Here is a 20,139-nt window from a genome sequence, read left to right as displayed (position 1 = left end):
GACCTGGCCGAGGACGACGCGGCCAGCGTCTGACCCCGCCCGGCACCGCGCGCGCCGCGGTGCCGGCCCCCTCCCCCCTCCCAGCAGGAGCCGCGCATGTTCAACGCCCAGGATATCGCCGCCTTCGACCCCGCGCTCTGGACCGCGCTCGAGGCCGAACGCCACCGCCAGGAAGACCAGATCGAACTGATCGCCTCGGAAAACCACGCCAGCCCGCGCGTGATGCAGGCGCAGGGCTCGGTCCTGACCAACAAATACGCCGAAGGCTACCCCGGACGGCGCTATTACGGCGGCTGCGCCCATGTCGACGTGGTCGAAGATCTGGCGATCGACCGGCTGAAGCAGCTCTTCGGCGCGGAATACGCCAATGTGCAGCCCCATTCCGGTGCGCAGGCCAACGGCGCGGTGAAGCTCGCGCTCCTGCAACCCGGCGACACCATCCTGGGCATGAGCCTCGATGCCGGCGGCCACCTGACCCATGGGGCAAAGCCCGCATTGTCGGGCAAGTGGTTCCGGGCCCTGGCCTATGGCCTCGGGGCGGACGGCCGCATCGACTATGACCGGGTCGAGGAACTGGCCCTGGCCGAGAAGCCGAAGCTGATCATCGCCGGCGCTTCGGCCTATTCCCGCGTGATCGACTTCGCCCGCTTCCGCGCCATCGCCGACAAGGTGGGGGCCTGGCTTCTGGTCGACATGGCCCATATCGCCGGGCTGGTCGCCACCGGACACCACCCCAGCCCGATGCCGCACGCCCATGTCGTGACCTCGACCACCCACAAGACCCTGCGCGGCCCGCGCGGCGGCTTCATCCTGACCAATGACGCGGACCTCGCCAAGAAGATCAACGCGGCCGTCTTTCCCGGCCTGCAGGGCGGCCCGCTGATGCATGTCATCGCCGCCAAGGCCGTGGCCTTCCAGGAGGCGCTGCAACCCTCGTTCAAGGACTATATCGCCGGGGTCGTCGCCTGTTCCGCCGCCCTGGCCGAGGTGCTGGTGGCGCGCGGGGCGGCGATCGTCTCGGGCGGGACCGACAACCACCTGATGCTCGTCGACCTGCGCCCCCTCGGCGTCAAGGGCAATGCCGCCGCCGAGGCGCTGGAGCGGGCGGGCATCACCTGCAACAAGAACGGCGTGCCGAACGATCCGGAAAAGCCCACCGTCACCTCGGGCATCCGCCTGGGCACCGCCGCCGGGTGCAGTCGCGGCTTCGGCGTCGCCGAGTTCCGCCAGATCGGCGGACTGATCGGCGACGTGCTGGACGCGCTGCGCCAGTCGCCCGAGGGTGACGCCGCCGTCGAGGCCCGTGTCCGCGAGCAGGTGCTGACGCTCTGCCGTCGCTTCCCGATCTACGGGGCCGATCATGCGTGAGTTCGATCTTGTCGTCATCGGCGCCGGCCCCGGCGGCTATGTCGCCGCGATCCGCGCCGCGCAGCTGGGGCTGAGCGTCGCCTGCGTCGAGGAACGCGCCACCCTGGGCGGCACCTGCCTGAACGTGGGTTGCATCCCGTCCAAGGCGCTCCTTTCCTCGTCCGAACACTGGGCGGACCTCAGGCCTCTGGCCACGCATGGCATCTCGCCGGGCGAGGCCAGCTTCGACCTTGCCGCAATGATGGCGCGCAAGGACAGGGTGGTGGCCGACCTGACCAAGGGCATCGCCCATCTGTTCAAGAAGAACGGCGTCGAATGGCTGAACGGCCGCGGCACGATCCCCGCCCCCGGCCGGGTGCAGGTCGGCGACGAGACCCTCGCCGCGAAGACGATCCTGATCGCCACCGGCTCCGACCCGGCCGGCCTGCCCGGCGCCATCGTCGACGAAGAGGTGATCCTGACCTCGACCGGCGCGCTGACCTTGCCGCAGGTGCCGGGGCATCTGGTGGTCATCGGCGCGGGCGTGATCGGGCTGGAGCTGGGCCAGGTCTGGTCGCGGCTGGGCGCGAAGGTGACGGTCGTCGAATACCTCGACCGCATCCTGCCCGGTGCCGACGCCGAGATCGCCAGGACCGCGCAACGCCTGTTGCAGCGGCAGGGGCTGGCCTTCCAGCTGGGCCGCAAGGCCTCGGTGATGCGCGAGGGCGCTAGGGCCGTGGTCACGCTGGAACGCCGCGACACTGGCGCAACGGAAACCCTTGCGGCCGACGCCATGCTGATCGCCATCGGCCGCCGCCCCCGCACCTCCGGCCTCGGGCTGGAGGCGCTTGGCGTCGCGGTGGACCCGCGCGGCTTCATCGCGGTGGACGGGCAGTTCCGCACCAATGTGCCGGGCATCCTTGCCATCGGCGACGTGGTTCCCGGCCCGATGCTGGCCCACAAGGCCGAGGAAGACGGCATCGCTGCGGTCGAGGCTCTGGCCGGCCACGCCCATCCCGCGCCGGACTATTCGCAGGTGCCGGGCGTGGTCTACACCGCGCCCGAGATCGCCAGCCTCGGCGCCACCGAAGAGGCGCTGAAGGACGCGGGCCGCGCCCATGTCACCGGCAAGTTCCAGTTCATCGCCAATGGCCGCGCCCGGGCGATGGCCGCGACCGACGGTCTGGTCAAGGTGCTGGGCTGCCCGGACACCGGCCGCATCCTCGGCGCGCATATCATCGGCCGCAACGCGGGCGAGCTGATCCAGCCCCTCGTCCTCGCCATGTCCACGGGCGCCACGCTGGCGCAGGTCGCCGGCTCCTCGCACGCCCATCCCGGCATGGCCGAGGCGGTCAAGGAAGCCTGCCTCGCCGCGCTTGGCAAACCGCTGCACGCCTGAAGGAGGCACGGATGAAGGACCTTCCCGAACGCCTGCGCCATCCCGAAAAGGCGCACCGCCCCGCGCAGGAGACCGCGCGCAAGCCCGGCTGGATCCGCGTCTCGCGCGCCGAAAGCGCGGAATACGGCGAGACCCGCCGCATCCTGAAGGCCAATGCGCTGTCGACCGTCTGCGAAGAGGCCGCCTGCCCGAACCGGGGCGAATGCTGGTCGAACCGCCACGCCACCATGATGATCATGGGCGAGACCTGCACCCGCGGCTGCTCGTTCTGCAACGTCGCCACCGGCAAGCCCGACGCGCTGGACGCATTCGAGCCCGGCCGCGTGGCGCAGGCGGTGGCGAAGCTGGGCCTGAACCATGTCGTCATCACCTCTGTTGACCGCGACGATCTGGACGACGGCGGTGCCGGGCATTTCGCCCGGACTATCCGCGCCCTGCGCCACCAGAACCCCAGGACCACGATCGAGGTGCTGGTCCCCGACTTCCTGCACAAGGGCACGGCCTGGACCGAGGTCGTCGATGCCGCGCCGGACGTCTTCAACCACAACCTCGAATGTGTGCCGCGCCTCTATCCTTCGGTCCGGCCCGGCGCGCGCTATTACCAGTCGCTGCGGCTGCTGGACGACGCCAAGCGCCGCAATCCGCAAAGCTTCACCAAGTCCGGCCTGATGGTCGGCCTCGGCGAGACCTTCGAGGAATTGCGGCAGGTGATGGACGACATGCGCGTGGCGGGCGTCGATTTCATCACCGTCGGCCAGTATCTGCAACCGACCCCGCAGCACCACAAGGTCGACCGTTTCGTCCCGCCCGAGGAATTCCGCCGCATCGCCGACATGGCCCGCTCCAAGGGCTTCCTCACGGTCTCGGCCACGCCGATGACCCGCTCCTCCTTCCACGCCGGCGCCGACTTTGCCCGCCTGCAAGCCGCCCGCCGCGCCCAGACCCCCGCCATGGAGACCCCGAATGCTTGACACCCTAAGCCTCAAGACCACCCCGCTGACCGCGCTGAACATCGAGCTTGGCGGCAAGATGGTGGGCTTCGCCGGCTACGAGATGCCGGTCCAGTTCGCCCCCGGCGTGATGAAGGAACACCTGCACACCCGCGCCAAGGCCGGGCTTTTCGACGTCAGCCACATGGGCCAGGTTCTCCTGCGCCCGAAGTCCGGCAAGGTCGAGGACGCGGCCCTGGCGCTGGAGCGTCTGGTGCCGGTCGACATCCTCGGCGTGAAGCCGGGCCGCCAGCGTTATGCGCTCTTCACCGATGCGCAGGGCGGGATCCTGGATGACCTGATGGTCGCCAATCGGGGCGATCACCTCTACGTCGTGGTCAACGCATCCTGCAAGGAACAGGACGTGGCGCATATGCGCGCGCATCTCTCCGATCTCTGCGATGTGGTCGAACTGACCGACCGCGCGCTGGTCGCCCTGCAGGGCCCCGAGGCCGAGGCCGCCCTCTCCGCGCTGGCCCCCGAGGTCGCCGCCATGGCCTTCATGGACGTCCGCGGCGTCAGGATCCTGGGCGCCGACTGCATCGTCTCGCGCTCGGGCTATTCGGGCGAGGACGGCTATGAGGTCTCGGTTCCGGCGGAAACCGCCGTGGCCCTCGTCCGCAAGCTCCTGGAAAACCCGGATGTGCAGCCCATCGGCCTTGGCGCGCGCGACAGCCTGCGGCTGGAAGCCGGGCTTTGCCTCTACGGCAACGACATTGACACCACGACCACCCCGGTTGCCGCCGCGCTGGAATGGGCGGTGCAGAAGGTGCGCCGCAGCGGCGGCGCCCGCGCCGGCGGCTTCCCCGGCGCCGATGTGATCCTGGCCGAGTTCGACCGGGGCGCGCCCCGCCGCCGCGTCGGCATCGCGCCCGAGGGCCGCGCCCCGATCCGTGGCGGAACGGCGCTCTTCGCCGACGAGACCTCGACCGCGCCGGTCGGCACGATCACCTCGGGCGGCTTCGGCCCCACCACCGAGACGCCGGTCGCCATGGGCTATGTCGCCGCCACGCTCGCCCGGTCCGGCACCCGGCTTTTCGCCGAACTCCGCGGCAAGCGGCTGCCCGTCACCGTCGCCGACCTTCCCTTCATCACCCCCCGTTACAAGCGCTGAGGACCGGATCCATGCTGAAATATACCGAAGACCACGAATGGCTGAGCATTGCGGATGGCATCGCCACCGTCGGCATCACCAACCACGCCGTCGAGCAGCTGGGCGATCTCGTCTTCGTCGACCTGCCCCAGGTCGGCGCGACTCTGGCCAGGAACGATTCGGCGGCGACGGTCGAATCCGTGAAGGCCGCCTCGGATGTCTATTGCCCGCTGGACGGCGAGGTGCTGGAGGTCAACGAGGCGATCGTGAGCGACCCTGCCGTCGTCAATGCCGATCCGCAGGGCGCGGGCTGGTTCTACAAGCTCAAGCTCGCGAACCCGGCCGAGGCCGAGGCGCTGATGGACGAAGCCGCCTATCTGGCGCTGGTGGGCTGAGGGGGCAGCGATGAGCTACAAGGAAACCGTCTACGCGCCCTACGACTTTGCCAACCGGCGTCACATCGGCCCCTCGCCCGCCGAGATGACCGAGATGCTGAAGGCGGTCGGCGCGGCCAGCCTGGATGCGCTGATCAATGAGATCGTCCCCGACGACATCCGCCTGACGACCCCGCTGACCTGGGGCAAGGCGCTGTCGGAACAGGCGGTGCTGGCGAAACTGCGCGGCGTGGCCGACAAGAACAAGGTGATGACCTCGTTCATCGGCCAGGGCTATCACGGCACCGTCACCCCGCCGCCGATCCAGCGCAACATCTTCGAGAACCCGGCCTGGTATACCGCCTATACCCCCTACCAGCCCGAGATCAGCCAGGGCCGCCTCGAGGCGCTGCTGAACTACCAGACCATGATCGCCGACCTGACCGCGCTGGACGTGGCCAATGCCTCGCTCCTTGACGAGGGCACCGCCGCGGCCGAGGCCGTGGCGCTCTGCCAGCGGTCGGCGAAATCGAAGGCCACCGCCTTCTTCGTCGACCAGGACTGCCACCCGCAGACCATCGCCGTGGTCAGGACCCGGGCCGAGGCCCTGGGCTGGTCCGTCGTCCTGGGCAATCCCTTCACCGACCTGGACCCGTCCGCCGTCTTCGGTGCGCTCTTCCAGTATCCCGGCACCTACGGCCATGTGCATGACTTCACCGCCGTGATCGCCGGCCTGCACGCCGCCGGCGCGCTGACCTGCGTCGCCGCCGACCCGCTGGCGCTCTGCGTGCTGAAGGCCCCGGGCGAGATGGGGGCGGATATCGCCATCGGCTCGACCCAGCGGTTCGGCGTGCCGATGGGCTATGGCGGCCCGCACGCCGCCTACATGGCCGTCAAGGACGCGCTGAAGCGCAACATGCCGGGCCGGATCGTCGGCGTCTCGATCGACGCCCGCGGCAACCGCGCCTACCGGCTGAGCTTGCAGACCCGCGAGCAGCATATCCGCCGCGAGAAGGCCACCTCCAACGTCTGCACCGCGCAGGCGCTTCTGGCGGTGATGGCCAGCATGTATGCCGTCTTCCACGGCCCCGACGGGCTGCGGGGCATCGCCGAACGCATCCACCGCAAGACGGTGCGCCTGGCCAAGGGGCTGGAAGCGCAGGGCTTCAGGGTGGAACCTGCGGCGTTCTTCGACACGATCACCGTCGACGTGGGCGCCGTGCAGGGCGCGATCCTGAAATCGGCCGAGGCCGAGGGCATCAACCTGCGCCGCGTCGGCGCCACCAGGATCGGCATCAGCTTCGACGAACGCGCCACCCGCGCCCATACCGAGGCGATCTGGCGCGCCTTCGGGATCGAGCGGCGCGACGACGACCTGACGCATGACTACCGCCTGCCCGAGGGGCTGGTGCGCAGCTCGGACTACCTGACCCATCCGGTTTTCCACATGAACCGGGCCGAGGCCGAGATGACCCGCTACATGCGCCGCCTCGCCGACCGCGACCTGGCGCTGGACCGGGCGATGATCCCGCTCGGCTCCTGCACCATGAAGCTGAACGCCACCGCCGAGATGATGGCGCTGAGCTGGCCGGAATTCGCCGACGTCCACCCCTTCGCCCCCGACGCGCAGACCAAAGGCTATGCCGAGATGCTGCGCGATCTGGAAGCGAAGCTCTGCCTCGTGACCGGCTATGACGCCTTCTCGATGCAGCCGAACTCGGGCGCGCAGGGCGAATATGCCGGGCTTCTGACCATCCAGGCCTGGCACCGCGCCCGTGGCCAGGGCCAGCGCGACGTCTGCCTGATCCCGACCTCGGCGCATGGCACCAACCCGGCTTCGGCGCAGATGGTGGGCATGAAGGTGGTGGTCGTGCGCGTCGCCGAGAACGGCGACATCGACATGGACGACTTCCGCGCCAAGGCCGAACAGCATTCGGCCAATCTCGCCGCCTGCATGATCACCTACCCGTCAACGCATGGCGTCTTCGAGACCACCGCGCGCGAGATCTGCGAGATCACCCACCGGCACGGCGGCCAGGTCTATCTGGACGGCGCCAACATGAACGCCATGGTGGGCCTCTCGCGCCCCGGCGACATCGGCTCGGACGTCAGCCACCTGAACCTGCACAAGACCTTCGCCATCCCGCATGGCGGCGGCGGCCCCGGCATGGGCCCGATCGGCGTCAAGGCCCACCTCGCCCCGTACCTGCCCGGCAACCCGCTGGTCGCGGACGGCGGGGCGGTGTCCTCGGCGCCCTATGGCTCGGCCTCGATCCTGTTGATTTCATGGGCCTATTGCCTGCTGATGGGCGGCGAGGGGCTGACCCAGGCGACCAAGGTGGCGATCCTGAACGCCAACTACATCGCCAACCGCCTGAAGGCGGCCTATCCGATCCTCTACTCTGCGGATGGCCGGGTGGCGCATGAATGCATCCTCGACACCCGCGGGATGAAGGATCGAGCGGGGATCACCGTGGACGACATCGCCAAGCGCCTTGTCGACTGCGGCTTCCACGCCCCCACGATGAGCTGGCCGGTCGCCGGAACGCTGATGGTCGAGCCGACGGAAAGCGAACCCAAGGCCGAGCTTGACCGCTTCATCACCGCCATGCTGGGCATCGCGGCCGAGGTGGAGGCCGTCGCCGAAGGCAAGCTCGACGCCGAGGACAACCCGCTGAAGCGCGCGCCGCATACGGTGGAGGACCTCGTCGGCGACTGGAACCGGCCCTACAGCCGCGAGGCCGCCTGCTTCCCGCCCGGCGCCTTCCGGGTGGACAAGTACTGGTCGCCGGTCAACCGCGTGGACAACGTCTATGGCGACCGGCACCTGATCTGCTCCTGCCCGCCGCTGGAAAGCTACGCCGACGCGGCCGAGTGAGCGATCCCGGACAATGACGGGGGCGGCCGCGCGGCCGCCCCTTTCCGTCACGACGCCTGCAGCCCGACCTGCTTGGCCACCCGCACGAAGGCCAGGACCCGAGGCGACCTGTGCGACCCTTTCCAGGCCAGAACGGTCCGGCTGCGGAACGAAGGGTGCATCAGGCCAGGAAAGCCGATCGGCCTTCTGGATGGATCCTGATCCCCAGCCCAGCTCCAAACCATTGAAATCATGGGACCCGGGATCGCCAGCCCGCGCGGGCGGACTCTTTCCCGCGGGCCCGCCCGTGCTATCCTTCCTCCATGGCCAGCCCCGTCCTCACCTTCACCGACCGCGGCATCTACTGCCCCGCCGGGGACTTCCACATCGACCCCTGGCGCCCCGTCCCCCGCGCCCTGGTGACGCACGGGCATTCCGACCATGCCCGCCCCGGCATGGCGGCCTACCTCGCCACCCATCAGGCCCTGCCGGTGATCATCCGCCGCCTGGGTCCGATCACGGCCGAGGGCATCGCATATGGCGAGGCGCGGCGGATCGGGGGGGCCAGCGTCTCGTTCCACCCGGCCGGCCATGTCCCCGGCTCGGCCCAGATCCGCGTCGAGGTGGGCGGCGAGGTCTGGACCGTCTCCGGCGACTACAAGACCGAGGCCGACGGTCTGGCCGAGCCCTTCGAGCCCGTGCCCTGCCACGCCTTCATCACCGAATGCACCTTCGGCCTGCCGATCTTCCGCTGGGAGCCGCAGCCCCGCGTCATCGACCGGATCGCCGCCTGGTGGGCCGGCAACGCGGCGGCCGGCAAGACCTCCATCCTCGGCGCCTACAGTTTCGGCAAGGCCCAGCGCCTGCTGGCCGGTCTTGGCGGCAGGGGCCCGATCCTCACCCACGGCGCGGTCGAGGAGATGACACAGGTCCTCCGCGATCAGGGCTATCCCCTGCCCCCCACGATCCGCGTGACGCCCGAGGTCACGGGCAGGACCCACCCCGGCGCGCTGGCGATCGCGCCGCCCTCGGCCCTCGGCTCGGCCTGGTCGGCCCGCCTCGGCCCGGTGGAGGAGGCCTTCGTCTCGGGTTGGATGGCCGTGCGCGGCATCCGCCGCCGCCGCGCGCTGGGGACCGGCTTCGTCCTCTCCGACCACGCCGACTGGCCGGGTCTGAACGACGCGGTCCGCGCCACCGGGGCCGGCCGCGTCTTCGTCACCCATGGCTACACCGCCCCCTTCCGCCGCTGGCTGGAGACGCAGGGCCTGGATGCCGGCATCGTCGAGACCCGCTTCGGCGACGAGGAAGAGGCCGAGGAGCCGCTCGCCGAATGAAACGCTTCGCCGCCCTCTTCGCCGCGCTGGACGGCACCACCCGGACCGGGGCCAAGACCGCCGCGCTCGCCGATTATTTCCGGCAGGCCCCCGAGGCCGACCGGGTCTGGACCATCGCCCTCCTGAGCGGCCGCCGCCCGAGGCGGGCCGTGAACGCCACCGAACTGCGGCTCTGGGCGGCCGAGGTGGCGGGGGTGCCGGACTGGCTCTTCGAGGAAAGCTACAGCGTGGCGGGCGACCTGGCCGAGACCATCGCGCTTCTCCTGCCGCCGCCCGCGACGACCGGGGAGCTGGGCCTGGATCAGGCGATCCGCGGCCTGGTCCGGCTGACCGGCCAGCCTGCCGAGCAGCGCAAGCAGGCGGTGCTGGCGGCCTGGGCGCAGCTTCCGGCGACGGAACGCTTCCTCTACAACAAGCTGCTGACCGGCGGCTTCCGCATGGGCGTCGCGCAGGGCCTGCTGACCCGGGCGCTCTCGCAGGCGACGGCGGTGGAGGAGGCGACGCTGGCCCACCGGCTGATGGGCGACTGGGACCCGGCGCGGATCACCTTTGCCGCCCTGGTCGCCGGCGACGCGGGCGGCGATGCGCGGCCTTATCCGTTCGCGCTCGCCAGCCAGCTGGAGGACGGGCCCGAGGCGCTGGGTGCGCCCGGCGACTGGCTGGCGGAATGGAAATGGGACGGCATCCGCGGCCAGCTCATCGCGCGGCCGGGGGCCTTCGCCCTCTGGTCGCGCGGCGAGGAGCTGATCACCGACCGCTTCCCCGACCTGGCGCCGCTGGCCGACTTCCTGCCGCCGGGAGTGGTGATCGACGGCGAGGTGCTGGCCTGGGACCGCGCCGCGAACCGCCCCCTGCCCTTCGCCGCGCTGCAACGGCGGATCGGGCGCAAGACCGTGCCGAAGACCCTGCTGGCCGAGGCGCCGGCGCGAATCCTGGCCTATGACCTGCTCGAGGACGGAAGCGAGGACATCCGCGACCGCCCCCTGTCGCACCGAAGGGCGCGGTTGCTCGATATCCTGGCCGCCCTGCCCGCCGGACTGCCGCTTGCCGCCTCGCCCCTGCTGGCCTTCCCGGACTGGCCGTCGCTGGCCGAAATCCGCGCCACCGCCCGGGCCGGCGGGGCGGAGGGGGTGATGCTGAAGCGCGCGGCATCGGCCTATTTCACCGGGCGCAAGCGGGGCGACTGGTGGAAATGGAAGCTCGACCCCTGGAGCGTGGACGCGGTGATGCTCTATGCCCAGGCCGGGCACGGGCGGCGGGCGAACCTCTTCACCGACTTCACCTTCGCCGTCCGCGACGGCAAGGAACTGGTGCCCTTCGCCAAGGCCTACAGCGGCCTGACCGATGCCGAATTCGCCGAGATCACCCGCTGGGTGCAGCGCCATACGCTGGAACGCTTCGGTCCGGTCCGGAAGGTGCCGGCCGAACTGGTCTTCGAGATCGGCTTCGAGGGCATCCAGGAAAGCCCCCGCCACAAGAGCGGCATCGCGCTGCGCTTTCCCCGGATGCTGCGCTGGCGCCGCGACAAGGGCGTGGAGGAGATCGACACGCTGGACAGCCTGCGGGCGCTGCTGAAGGCGGCGGGATGACCCCGGCGCCGCTCGTCGATGACTTCGCCGCTCCTCGCGGGGGGGCATCCGACGAGGAGACGAAGTCGAACGAGGAGGGGACCGCGAAAGCCGCGCCCTGCCCTTGCACATCCCGCCCCCTGCCCCCTAGATGAACCCTGACCTCATTCGGAGAAGCCCATGACCCTGCCCCTGCCCCAGCCCGTTTTCGACGCGAATGCCACCGGCGGCGGGTTCGGCGACCTGCCCGACTGGGACCTGACCGATCTCTATCCCGCCCCCGACGCGCCGGAATTCGCCGCCGACATGGCCGAACTGGAGCGCGCCTGCGCGGCTTTCGCGGCAAGCTACGAGGGCAAGCTCGCCCGCCTGGATGCGGCCGCGCTTCTGGCCTGCGTCCGGGAATACGAACGGATCGACGTGATCGCCGGGCGGCTGATGTCCTATGCCGGCCTGCGCTACTACCAGAACACCATCGACCCCGAGCGCGCCCAGTTCATGGGCAATGCGCAGGACCGGGTGACGAACGCCACGACGCCGCTGGTCTTCTTCAGCCTGGAGTTCAACCGGCTGGACGACGACCACCTCGCCCGCCTTCTGGCCGCCGATGCCGGGCTCGCGCGCTACAAGCCGGTCTTCGACCGGATGCGCGCGATGCGGCCGCACCAGCTTTCGGACGAGCTGGAGAAATTCCTGCACGACGAAAGCGTGGTGGGGGCCTCCGCCTGGAACAAGCTCTTCGACGAGACGATGGCGGGCCTGATGTTCCAGGTCGAGGGCGAGCCGGAGGAACTGAACCTCGAAGCCACGCTAAACCTGCTGACCGACCCCGCCCGCCCCCGGCGCGAGGCGGCGGCGCATGCCCTGGCCGAGGTCTTCCGCAGGAACGTCAAGCTCTTCGCCCGGATCCACAACACGCTGGCAAAGGAAAAGGAAATCCACGACCGCTGGCGCAAGATGCCGACACCGCAGCACGGCCGCCACCTGTCGAACCATGTCGAGCCCGAGGTGGTCGAGGCGCTGCGCAACGCCGTGGTCGCGGCCTATCCCAAGCTGTCGCACCGCTACTACCGGCTGAAGGCGAAATGGATGGGGCTGGACAAGCTCCAGGTCTGGGACCGCAACGCCCCTCTGCCGATCGAGGTGCCGAAGACCGTGGACTGGGCCACCGCGCGCAGGACGGTGACCGAGGCCTATGCCGCCTTCGATCCCCGGATGGCAGATCTCGCCGCGCCCTTCTTCGACAAGGGCTGGATCGACGCCGGCGTGAAGCCGGGCAAGGCCCCCGGCGCCTTTGCCCATCCGACGGTGACCACGGTCCACCCCTATGTCATGCTGAACTACCTCGGCAAGCCGCGCGACGTGATGACGCTGGCGCATGAGCTGGGCCATGGCGTCCACCAGGTGCTGGCCGCCGGCCAGGGCGAGCTTCTGGCCTCGACCCCCCTGACCCTGGCCGAGACGGCCTCCGTCTTCGGCGAGATGCTGACCTTCCGCAAGCTGCTGGACGGCGCCAGGACCCCGGCCGAGAGGAAGACCCTGCTGGCCGGCAAGGTCGAGGACATGATCAACACCGTCGTCCGCCAGATCGCCTTCTACGACTTCGAATGCAAGCTGCACGCGGCGCGGGCGGAAGGGGAGCTTACCCCCGAGGATATCGACGCGCTCTGGATGTCGGTCCAGGCCCAGTCGCTGGGCGATGCCTTCGAGTTCATGGACGGCTACGAGACCTTCTGGGCCTATATCCCGCATTTCGTCCATTCGCCCTTCTACGTCTACGCCTATGCCTTCGGTGACGGGCTGGTGAACGCGCTTTACGCGGCCTATGCGGGCGGGCTTCCGGACTTCCAGGAGAAATACTTCGCCATGCTCAGGGCGGGCGGCTCGATGCACCACAAGGAGTTGCTCGCGCCCTTCGGCCTGGACGCGAGCGATCCGAAGTTCTGGGACAAGGGCCTGTCGATGATCGCGGGCTTCATCGACGAGCTGGAGGCGATGGAGGGCTGATCCGCGCCGGGGCCGTCAGGCCCCGGGCAGGTCCTCGAAATGCGCGGGCAGGTCGTGGACCGCGACCCGGATCAGGTCCTTGGGCATCTCGGCGGCGACATGCGCGGCCAGCGCCTTCGGGATCTGGCCGCGCAACTCTCCCAGCATCCTGGGGCCGGCGGCGATGACGATCCGGTCGGCCTTGCCCTTGGCCCATTCCTTCTCCAGCGCCTCCAGCGCATAGCAGGCAAAGCGGCGGCGCTCCTCGGCCTCATGCGCGCCGGGCTCGGTGGTGTTGAAGGAAATGCCGCCGGACTGGCCACGGCTGGGGGGCGGGGCGTCGCGGCCATGCACGTCGGGATAGTCGTCGGCCTTGCGATGCGCGATCTCGGCCAGTTCGGACCGCGCGCCCCGCAAGAGGCGAAAGTCGCGGTCGGCGGCCAGAAGGTAAAGGGTTTGCGTCGGTTTCATCGCCGTCTCCTTTGTCCGCTGCGGCTGGCCCGGCGCCAGCCCGATGATTCAGCCACAGACACTCCGCCTCTGGCCCTGATGCAGGTCAAGCCTCAGATCTCGACCGCCACCTCGTAGACCCGGTCCATCATTGCCTGCGTTCCCCGCACGAATTCCAGCGGACAGGGCCAGGCCGCGCCTTCGCGGACCGAGCGGCCGAAAGCCTCGACCTGCAGCCGGTACTGGTTCACGCCGGGAAAGCGTTCCACCGTGACGCTATTGCCGTTCCGGTGCATTTCCACCTCGGCCAGGTCATTGACATTGGCATTGAAACAGCCGCCCTCCAGCCGGATCATGCCCCTGGTGCCCTGGAAGGTCGCCACCTGCCGGTTGTACATCCGCATCGAAGTCATCGAACCATAGGTGAAGCGCCCGCCCGGCCCTTCCATGATCGCGGCCACCTGGGCAAAGACATCCACCCCGTTCTCGCGCCGGATCCGGGCCGAGACCTCCGCGGGTTCCGCCCCGGTCACGAAGCGGGCGCAGCCGAAGGTATAGACCCCGATGTCGCGCAACGCACCGCCGCCGGTTTCCGGCTTGTTGCGGATGTTGCCGCCGTCGGTCAGGTTGAAGCTGAAGGCCACGTCGGCATGGACCAGTTCGCCGATCTCGCCGGACTGGAGCCATTCCCGCGCCCGCTGCCATTGCGGGTGGTGGACGATCATGTAGGCTTCGGCCGCCAGAAGGCCGGAACGGTCGCGGGCGGCGATGATCCGGTCGATCTCGGACGCGGCCAGGGCGATGGGCTTTTCGCACAGCACATGCTTGCCCGCCGCCAGCGCCTTCAGCGTCCAGTCCACATGCAGATGGTTCGGCAGCGGGATATAGACCGCGTCGATGGTCGGATCGGCCAGCAGCGCCTCATAGCTGTCATGCAGCGCAAGGCCGGGACAGAAGGCCCGGAATCCCTCGGCCTTGGCCGGGTCCGAGGTCGCCAGCGCCGCGAGTTCCGCCCCCTCGGCGGCATGGATCGCGGGTGCCATATGCTCGCGCGCGAAGCGGGCGGCGCCAAGGACGCCCCATCTGACAGGTTTCATCGCTCTCCTCCAGGGTCCTGGCCAGTCTGACCAGAGCCGGGACGTTATTCAAGCCGCCGGAAGCGCAGATAGGTCATCAGGCCCAGCGGGCGAATCTGCAACTGTTCCACCAGCTGCAGCCTGGGATGGCCCAGCACCCGCCCGATCGCAAAATCCGAATGCCAGCCCAGAAGGTTCGCCAGCGGCGCGGCCAGCCGTTCGGCCAGCGACCAGCCCCCCGCATGGTCGGCGAAATGATTGGCGATCAGGACCGAGCCGCCGGGCCGGCAAAGGCGCACCATCTCGGCCAGCACGGCCTCGGGGTCGGGGACCACCGACATGATGTGCATGGCCGCCACATGGTCGAAGCTGGCATCGGGCAGCGCCACCTGCGTCGCGTCCATCTGGTGCAGGCCGGCGACATTGCGCAGGCCGCGCTTCGCCACCTTGGCCCGCGCCTCGCGCAGCATGTCGTCGGACAGGTCGATGCCGGTCACGCTGACATGCGGCTGGTAGAATTCCAGCGCCAGCCCGGTGCCGATCCCGACCTCGAGCACGGATCCGCCAAGCGCATTCACATGCCGCGCGGCCAGGATGCGGCCGCCCTGGGTGATCCGACCAAAGGTCAGGTCATAGATCGGGGCCCAGCGGCGATAGCTGCGACGGATGGCCTCTGCTTGCATGCACATGATTCCCTTTGGATTTCTACCACAGAGTGCGCATTCCACCGGGGGATGCAAGGCAAAGAGGCGATGGCGCCGGGCGGCAGGCCTTATGCCGCCGGGCGCTGGAGGTTGCGCAGGAACAGCCAGAGGATCGCGCCGAGATAGGCCAGAGAAAGCGTCAGCAGCGTCACCCAGGGATAGGTCAGCAGTGCCGCGACCACGATCACAAGGCCCACCAGCACATAGCGGGCATGGTCGGTCGAAACCTTGATCCGCTTCAGCGAGGGCGTGCGGACCCGGCTGATCATCAGCGCCCCGATCGCCACCATCCAAAGCGCCACCAGTTGCGGCGGCAGGACCACCGCGTGATCCAGCGCCAGCGCCAGATACATCGGCACCAGCGCCAGCATCGCCCCGGCCGGCGAGGGCACGCCGATGAAGACGGTCTTCTCGGCCGGCTCGCCCTCGACCCGCGAGCCGACGTTGAACCGCGCCAGCCGCAACATGCAGCAGACCGCATAGACCAGGACCGCGATCCACCCAAGGCTCGTCTCGGCCCGAAGGCCCCAGAGATACAGCACCAGCGCCGGGGTGACGCCGAAGTTCACGAAATCGCACAGCGAGTCGAGTTCCGCCCCGATCGCGCTTTCCGACTTCAGCATCCGCGCCAGCCGCCCGTCCAGCCCGTCCAGCGCCGCCGCCGTGCCGATCAGCAGGATCGCCAGGCCGAAGTTCCCGGCGATCGCGAAGCGGATCGCGGTCAGCCCCGAGCACAGCGCCAGGATCGAGACCAGATTCGGCAGCAGCTTCAGCAGCAAAAGCTCGCGCGGGGGGTCGGTGGGGCTGCGCGGCATCGTCACTCGATCCGGGCGGCGCGGGCCGGGACGTCCTGGCCGATCAGCGCGATCACCGTCTCGCCCGCGACCATGGTCTGGCCCAGCGCGACCTGCGGCGCCACGCCCTCGGGCAGGTAGACGTCAAGCCGGCTGCCGAAGCGGATCAGGCCGAAGCGTTCGCCGGTGCGGACCCCGTCGCCGGGCTTTTTCCAGCACATGATCCGGCGCGCGACGAGGCCCGCGATCTGCACCACGGCGATCTTGCGGCCATCCGCCATCTCGATCGCCAGCGCATTGCGCTCGTTCTCCTCGGACGCCTTGTCAAGCGAGGCGTTGAAGAACTTGCCCGGCCGGTAGGCGACGGCCGTCACCTGGCCCGCGATGGGCGCGCGGTTCACATGGCAGTTGAAGACCGACATGAAGACCGAGACGCGGACCAGCGCCTGCGGGCCAAGGCCCAGCTCGGCCGGGGGCACCGCGCGTTCGATCAGGCTGACCACCCCGTCGGCCGGGCTGACCAGAAGGCCCGCGTTCTCGGGCACCGCGCGGCGCGGATCGCGGAAGAAATAGTAGCACCAGACGGTAAGGCCCAGGCCCAGCCAGCCCAGCGGGTCCCAGATCCAGAACAGGACCAGCGTGACGGCCGCGAAGACGGGGACGAATTTCCACCCCTCGGGGTGCATCGGCTTGAGAAAGGTGTCGATCATGCGCATGGGCGCTTCCCTAAACCCGGCAGGGTCCGGGATCAACGAAAACCCGCCGGGCGCAAGCCCGAGTTTGAAAATACTGCGGACCGGAGCCTTCGGCGGCTCCGGTCCGTCTTATTCCGGGAAACCGGCTCAGGCGGGAACCACCATCCCCTTGCCCTTCGCCAGCTCGCGCATCTTCGCCTGCAGCTTCTCGAAGGCGCGGACCTCGATCTGCCGGATCCGCTCGCGGCTGACGCCGTAGTTGGCCGACAGGTCCTCGAGCGTGACCGGGTCCTCGGACAGGCGGCGCTGGGTCAGCACGTCCTTCTCGCGGTCGTTCAGCACCGAAAGCGCCTCGGCCAGAAGGGCGCGGCGGGTGTCCAGCTCGTCCTTGGCCTCATAGGCCCCGGCCTGGTCGCTGTCCTCGTCCTCCAGCCAGTCCTGCCACTGCGCCGAACTGTCGCCATCCGAGCCCACGGTCGCGTTCAGCGACGCGTCCGAGCCCGAGAGGCGGCGGTTCATCGCGATGACCTCCTCCTCGCTGACGGACAGGTCCTTGGCGATCCGGGCCACGTTCTCGGGGCGAAGGTCGCCCTCCTCCAGCGCGCCGACCTTGGCCTTGGCCTTGCGCAGGTTGAAGAACAACTTCTTCTGCGCGCTGGTGGTGCCCAGTTTCACCAGGCTCCAGGACCGCAGGATGTATTCCTGGATCGAGGCGCGGATCCACCACATCGCATAGGTCGCCAGACGAAAGCCCTTTTCGGGATCGAAGCGTTTCACCGCCTGCATCAGGCCGACGTTCGCCTCGCTGATCACCTCGGCCTGCGGCAGGCCATAGCCGCGGTAGCCCATGGCGATCTTCGCCGCCAGCCGCAGGTGGCTGGTGACCAGCTGGTGCGCGGCGCCCGCGTCCTGGTGGTCGACCCAACGTTTGGCCAGCATGTATTCCTCTTCCGGCTCCAGCAGCGGAAACTTGCGGATCTCCTGGAGATAGCGGTTCAAGCCCTGTTCCGGGCTCGGTGCGGGTAGGTTCTGATAGGTGCTCATTTCGCCCCCTGTTCGCCCGGTGCGTCAGCGCCCCCGGGAATGGTGATAACCTAAAGTAACCATCCATTCCTTGCAAGGGGCTTCTTCCCAACGCGCAAGGCCAGTTTAGGCTCCCTTCCAGCGGGTTGCAGCCCTGTGACGGCCGGGTCACGCGATTGTCAGATCGCCACCCTCTCGCCCAGTTCGACCACGCGGCCGCGGGGAAGGTGATAGAACTCGGTCGGGTCCGCCGCCATGCGCGACAGCGCGACGAAGACCCGGTCCAGCGCCAGCTCCAGGCCCTTGCCCGTCGCCACCGCCCGCCTGCGGCCCAGGAAGAAGGTCGAGGCCATGACATCGAACTTCAGCCCCGCCCGCCGGGCATGGGCCATGGCGCGGCTGACATTCGGCGTCTCCATGAAGCCGAAGCGCAGCGTCAGCCGCAGGAAGCAGCCGCCCAGCATCTCGACCGAGGCGCGCTCGTCGGCGGTGGCATAGGGCACGCGCAGGGTCTCGACGGTCAGGAAGACGGTCTGCTCGTGCAGGACGCGGTTGTGCTTGAGGTTGTGCAGAAGCGCCGAGGGCACGACCTGCGGATCGCCGGTGAGGAAGAAGGCGGTGCCGGGGATCACGTTGACGCTGGAATTGCGCATCATCCGCACGAAGGAATCGACCGGGATCGCCAGCTTCGCCACCCGCGCCCGCATGGCCTGGGTGCCGCGCCACCAGCACCACATCAGGAAGCCGACGACGACCGCGATCAGCACCGGCACATAGCCGCCATCGCCGATCTTGGCCAGGTTCGAGGCCAGGAACACCGCCTCGACCGACAGGATCGGCAGGACGGCCAGGGCGGCGATCGGCGCGCGCAGCCGCCCGGTCCGCACCAGGTAAAGCGCGCCGAGGATCGTGGTCAGCACCATGGTCCCGGTCACCGCGATCCCATAGGCCGAGGCCAGCGCGCTGGACGAGCCGAAGGCCAGAACCAGCCACAGCACACCCCAGAGCAGAAGCCAGTTCACCGCGCCGATGTAGATCTGCCCGCTCTGCCCCTCGGCGGTGTGCCGGATCCGCAGGCGCGGCAGGAAGCCCAGCTGCACCGCGCCCCGCGCCATCGAGAAGGCGCCCGAGATCACCGCCTGGCTGGCGATCACCGTGGCGGCGGTGGCAAGCATCACCAGGACCGGCAGCCCGGCCTCGGGGGCAAGGCCGAAAAAGCTCTCCTCCGCCCGTTCGGGATGGGCCAGCACCATCGCCCCCTGGCCAAGGTAGTTCAGCACCAGCGCCGGCAGGACCAGGGCGAACCAGGCCAGCATGATCGGCCGCCGCCCGAAATGGCCCAGATCGGCGTAAAGCGCCTCGCCCCCGGTCACGGCCAGGAAGATCGCGCCCAGGACGACGAAGGCGACGCCGGGATGGTCCAGCAGGAAATCCACGCCCCAGACCGGGCTGAAGGCGCGCAGCACCGCGGGCGTCTCGCCCAGATGCCACAGGCCCAGCCCCGCCAGGGTCAGGGACCACAGCACACAGGCCGGGCCGAAGAACAGCGCCACCCGCGCCGTCCCGGTGCGCTGGACGGCAAAGAGCGCGACCAGGATCCCCATGGTCACTCCCAGCACCCAAGGTTCCAGCGCCGGCAGGACGAGTTCCATCCCCTCCACCGCCGACAGGACCGAGATCGCCGGCGTGATCGCCGCATCCCCGGCGAAAAGCGCGGCCCCGCCCAGCGCCAGCAAGAGGACCGGAACCGAGCGCCGCCCCGTCGCCAGCCGCACCAGCGTGTACAGCGCCAGGATCCCGCCCTCGCCCCGGTTGTCAGCGCGCAGAAGGAAGAAGACATATTTGACCGTGACCACCAGGATCAGCGTCCAGATCAGCAGGGACAGGATGCCCAGCACCTCGGCCTGGCCCGGAACCGCCGCGCCGGTGGCGCGCAGGGCCTCGCGAAAGGCATAGATCGGCGAGGTGCCGATGTCGCCATAGACCACGCCGATCGCGCCAAGGCTCAGCGCGGCCAGGCCCTGCCGGTGCGTCGCATCGTCGTGGATGTCCGAAGCGGCCTCCTGCTCGGACTTCAGGTAATCGGCGATGTCCAGCGCCTCGTCGTCAAGCAGCGGCAAGGCAGGCTGGACGTCCCGCGGAATCGGGTCGTGTATCATGGCTCACCCTCGGGTGCTGGTCCTGATGCGGATGTGGGGTTGGGTCGGCTCATCCGGAAGACGATGCGCCGCAGGTCCTGCGGGTTCGGTCCGGGTCCCCCCTGGCAGGAGGGGTGCGCTTGGCTCCGATGCCGGTACCGACTCGTGGGTCGGCGTCAGGCATCGGTCTAGGCTGTGAACTCATAAACGGGATTTCCGCGGGTTCTGAAGCGTGATTCACTCGCCTCGATGGAGGTGGTGATGGCGCGTTTTGATCTTTCGGACTTCGAATGGGATCTGATCCGAGCGCTG

At 69.1% G+C, this 20,139-nt stretch carries 16 protein-coding genes; 9 read left to right on the top strand and 7 right to left on the bottom strand.

Features of this window, described 5'->3' with window-relative positions:
- Positions 1-96 precede the first annotated feature (96 nt).
- From glyA to ACE3UA_RS15815, 9 genes are all read left to right on the top strand, one after another.
- Positions 97-1,368 (top strand): serine hydroxymethyltransferase, encoded by a 1,272-nt coding sequence (gene glyA, locus ACE3UA_RS15855; protein ID WP_374646833.1) that lies wholly within the window; start codon positions 97-99, stop codon positions 1,366-1,368.
- On the top strand, positions 1,361-2,746 hold the full coding sequence (lpdA, locus tag ACE3UA_RS15850) for a dihydrolipoyl dehydrogenase (RefSeq protein ID WP_374646831.1): 1,386 nt from the start codon (positions 1,361-1,363) through the stop codon (positions 2,744-2,746). Before glyA ends, lpdA begins: the two co-directional genes overlap by 8 nt.
- A gap of 11 nt (positions 2,747-2,757) precedes the next feature.
- On the top strand, positions 2,758-3,717 hold the full coding sequence (lipA, locus tag ACE3UA_RS15845; protein ID WP_374646829.1) for a lipoyl synthase: 960 nt from the start codon (positions 2,758-2,760) through the stop codon (positions 3,715-3,717).
- The gene (gcvT, locus tag ACE3UA_RS15840) at positions 3,710-4,849 is read left to right on the top strand and encodes a glycine cleavage system aminomethyltransferase GcvT (protein ID WP_374646827.1); all 1,140 of its coding nucleotides are present in this window, start codon (positions 3,710-3,712) and stop codon (positions 4,847-4,849) included. Before lipA ends, gcvT begins: the two co-directional genes overlap by 8 nt.
- An 11-nt stretch (positions 4,850-4,860) precedes the next feature.
- On the top strand, positions 4,861-5,223 hold the full coding sequence (gene gcvH, locus ACE3UA_RS15835) for a glycine cleavage system protein GcvH (protein ID WP_374646825.1): 363 nt from the start codon (positions 4,861-4,863) through the stop codon (positions 5,221-5,223).
- Between the two features lie 10 nt (positions 5,224-5,233).
- A complete protein-coding gene (gcvP, locus tag ACE3UA_RS15830; RefSeq protein ID WP_374646823.1) occupies positions 5,234-8,080 on the top strand; it encodes an aminomethyl-transferring glycine dehydrogenase in 2,847 nt (948 codons plus the stop codon).
- A gap of 302 nt (positions 8,081-8,382) precedes the next feature.
- Positions 8,383-9,393, top strand: coding sequence for a ligase-associated DNA damage response exonuclease (locus tag ACE3UA_RS15825; protein WP_374646821.1), 1,011 nt, complete (start codon positions 8,383-8,385; stop codon positions 9,391-9,393).
- Positions 9,390-10,982, top strand: a complete 1,593-nt coding sequence (locus ACE3UA_RS15820) for an ATP-dependent DNA ligase (protein ID WP_374646819.1) — start codon at positions 9,390-9,392, stop codon at positions 10,980-10,982. The genes ACE3UA_RS15825 and ACE3UA_RS15820 overlap by 4 nt, the downstream gene beginning before the upstream one ends.
- 159 nt (positions 10,983-11,141) lie before the next feature.
- The gene (locus ACE3UA_RS15815) at positions 11,142-12,968 is read left to right on the top strand and encodes a M3 family oligoendopeptidase (RefSeq protein ID WP_374646817.1); all 1,827 of its coding nucleotides are present in this window, start codon (positions 11,142-11,144) and stop codon (positions 12,966-12,968) included.
- 15 nt (positions 12,969-12,983) lie between these two features.
- On the opposite strand, the gene ACE3UA_RS15810 is transcribed toward ACE3UA_RS15815, so the two are convergent.
- The 7 genes from ACE3UA_RS15810 to ACE3UA_RS15780 all read right to left on the bottom strand — a co-directional run bounded on the left by ACE3UA_RS15810 (position 12,984) and on the right by ACE3UA_RS15780 (position 19,848).
- Complete coding sequence (locus tag ACE3UA_RS15810) at positions 12,984-13,418, bottom strand: host attachment protein (protein WP_374646815.1); 435 nt, start codon at positions 13,416-13,418, stop codon at positions 12,984-12,986.
- Positions 13,419-13,510: 92 nt separating this feature from the next.
- Positions 13,511-14,494, bottom strand: a complete 984-nt coding sequence (locus ACE3UA_RS15805) for a Gfo/Idh/MocA family protein (RefSeq protein WP_374646813.1) — start codon at positions 14,492-14,494, stop codon at positions 13,511-13,513.
- 44 nt (positions 14,495-14,538) lie between these two features.
- Positions 14,539-15,156, bottom strand: a complete 618-nt coding sequence (locus tag ACE3UA_RS15800; RefSeq protein ID WP_374646811.1) for a class I SAM-dependent methyltransferase — start codon at positions 15,154-15,156, stop codon at positions 14,539-14,541.
- An 89-nt stretch (positions 15,157-15,245) separates the two neighbouring features.
- Positions 15,246-15,992, bottom strand: a complete 747-nt coding sequence (gene pssA / locus ACE3UA_RS15795; RefSeq protein WP_374646809.1) for a CDP-diacylglycerol--serine O-phosphatidyltransferase — start codon at positions 15,990-15,992, stop codon at positions 15,246-15,248.
- Between the two features lie 2 nt (positions 15,993-15,994).
- Positions 15,995-16,687, bottom strand: coding sequence for a phosphatidylserine decarboxylase (locus tag ACE3UA_RS15790; protein WP_374646807.1), 693 nt, complete (start codon positions 16,685-16,687; stop codon positions 15,995-15,997).
- 126 nt (positions 16,688-16,813) lie between these two features.
- The gene (rpoH, locus tag ACE3UA_RS15785; protein WP_374646805.1) at positions 16,814-17,710 is read right to left on the bottom strand and encodes an RNA polymerase sigma factor RpoH; all 897 of its coding nucleotides are present in this window, start codon (positions 17,708-17,710) and stop codon (positions 16,814-16,816) included.
- Positions 17,711-17,868: 158 nt separating this feature from the next.
- Positions 17,869-19,848 (bottom strand): potassium transporter Kup, encoded by a 1,980-nt coding sequence (locus tag ACE3UA_RS15780; protein ID WP_374646803.1) that lies wholly within the window; start codon positions 19,846-19,848, stop codon positions 17,869-17,871.
- Between the last annotated feature and the right edge of the window lie 291 nt (positions 19,849-20,139).

Source organism: Tabrizicola sp., from assembly GCF_041919135.1.
Classification (GTDB): domain Bacteria; phylum Pseudomonadota; class Alphaproteobacteria; order Rhodobacterales; family Rhodobacteraceae; genus Tabrizicola.
This window is presented reverse-complemented; position numbering and strand designations above follow the sequence as displayed.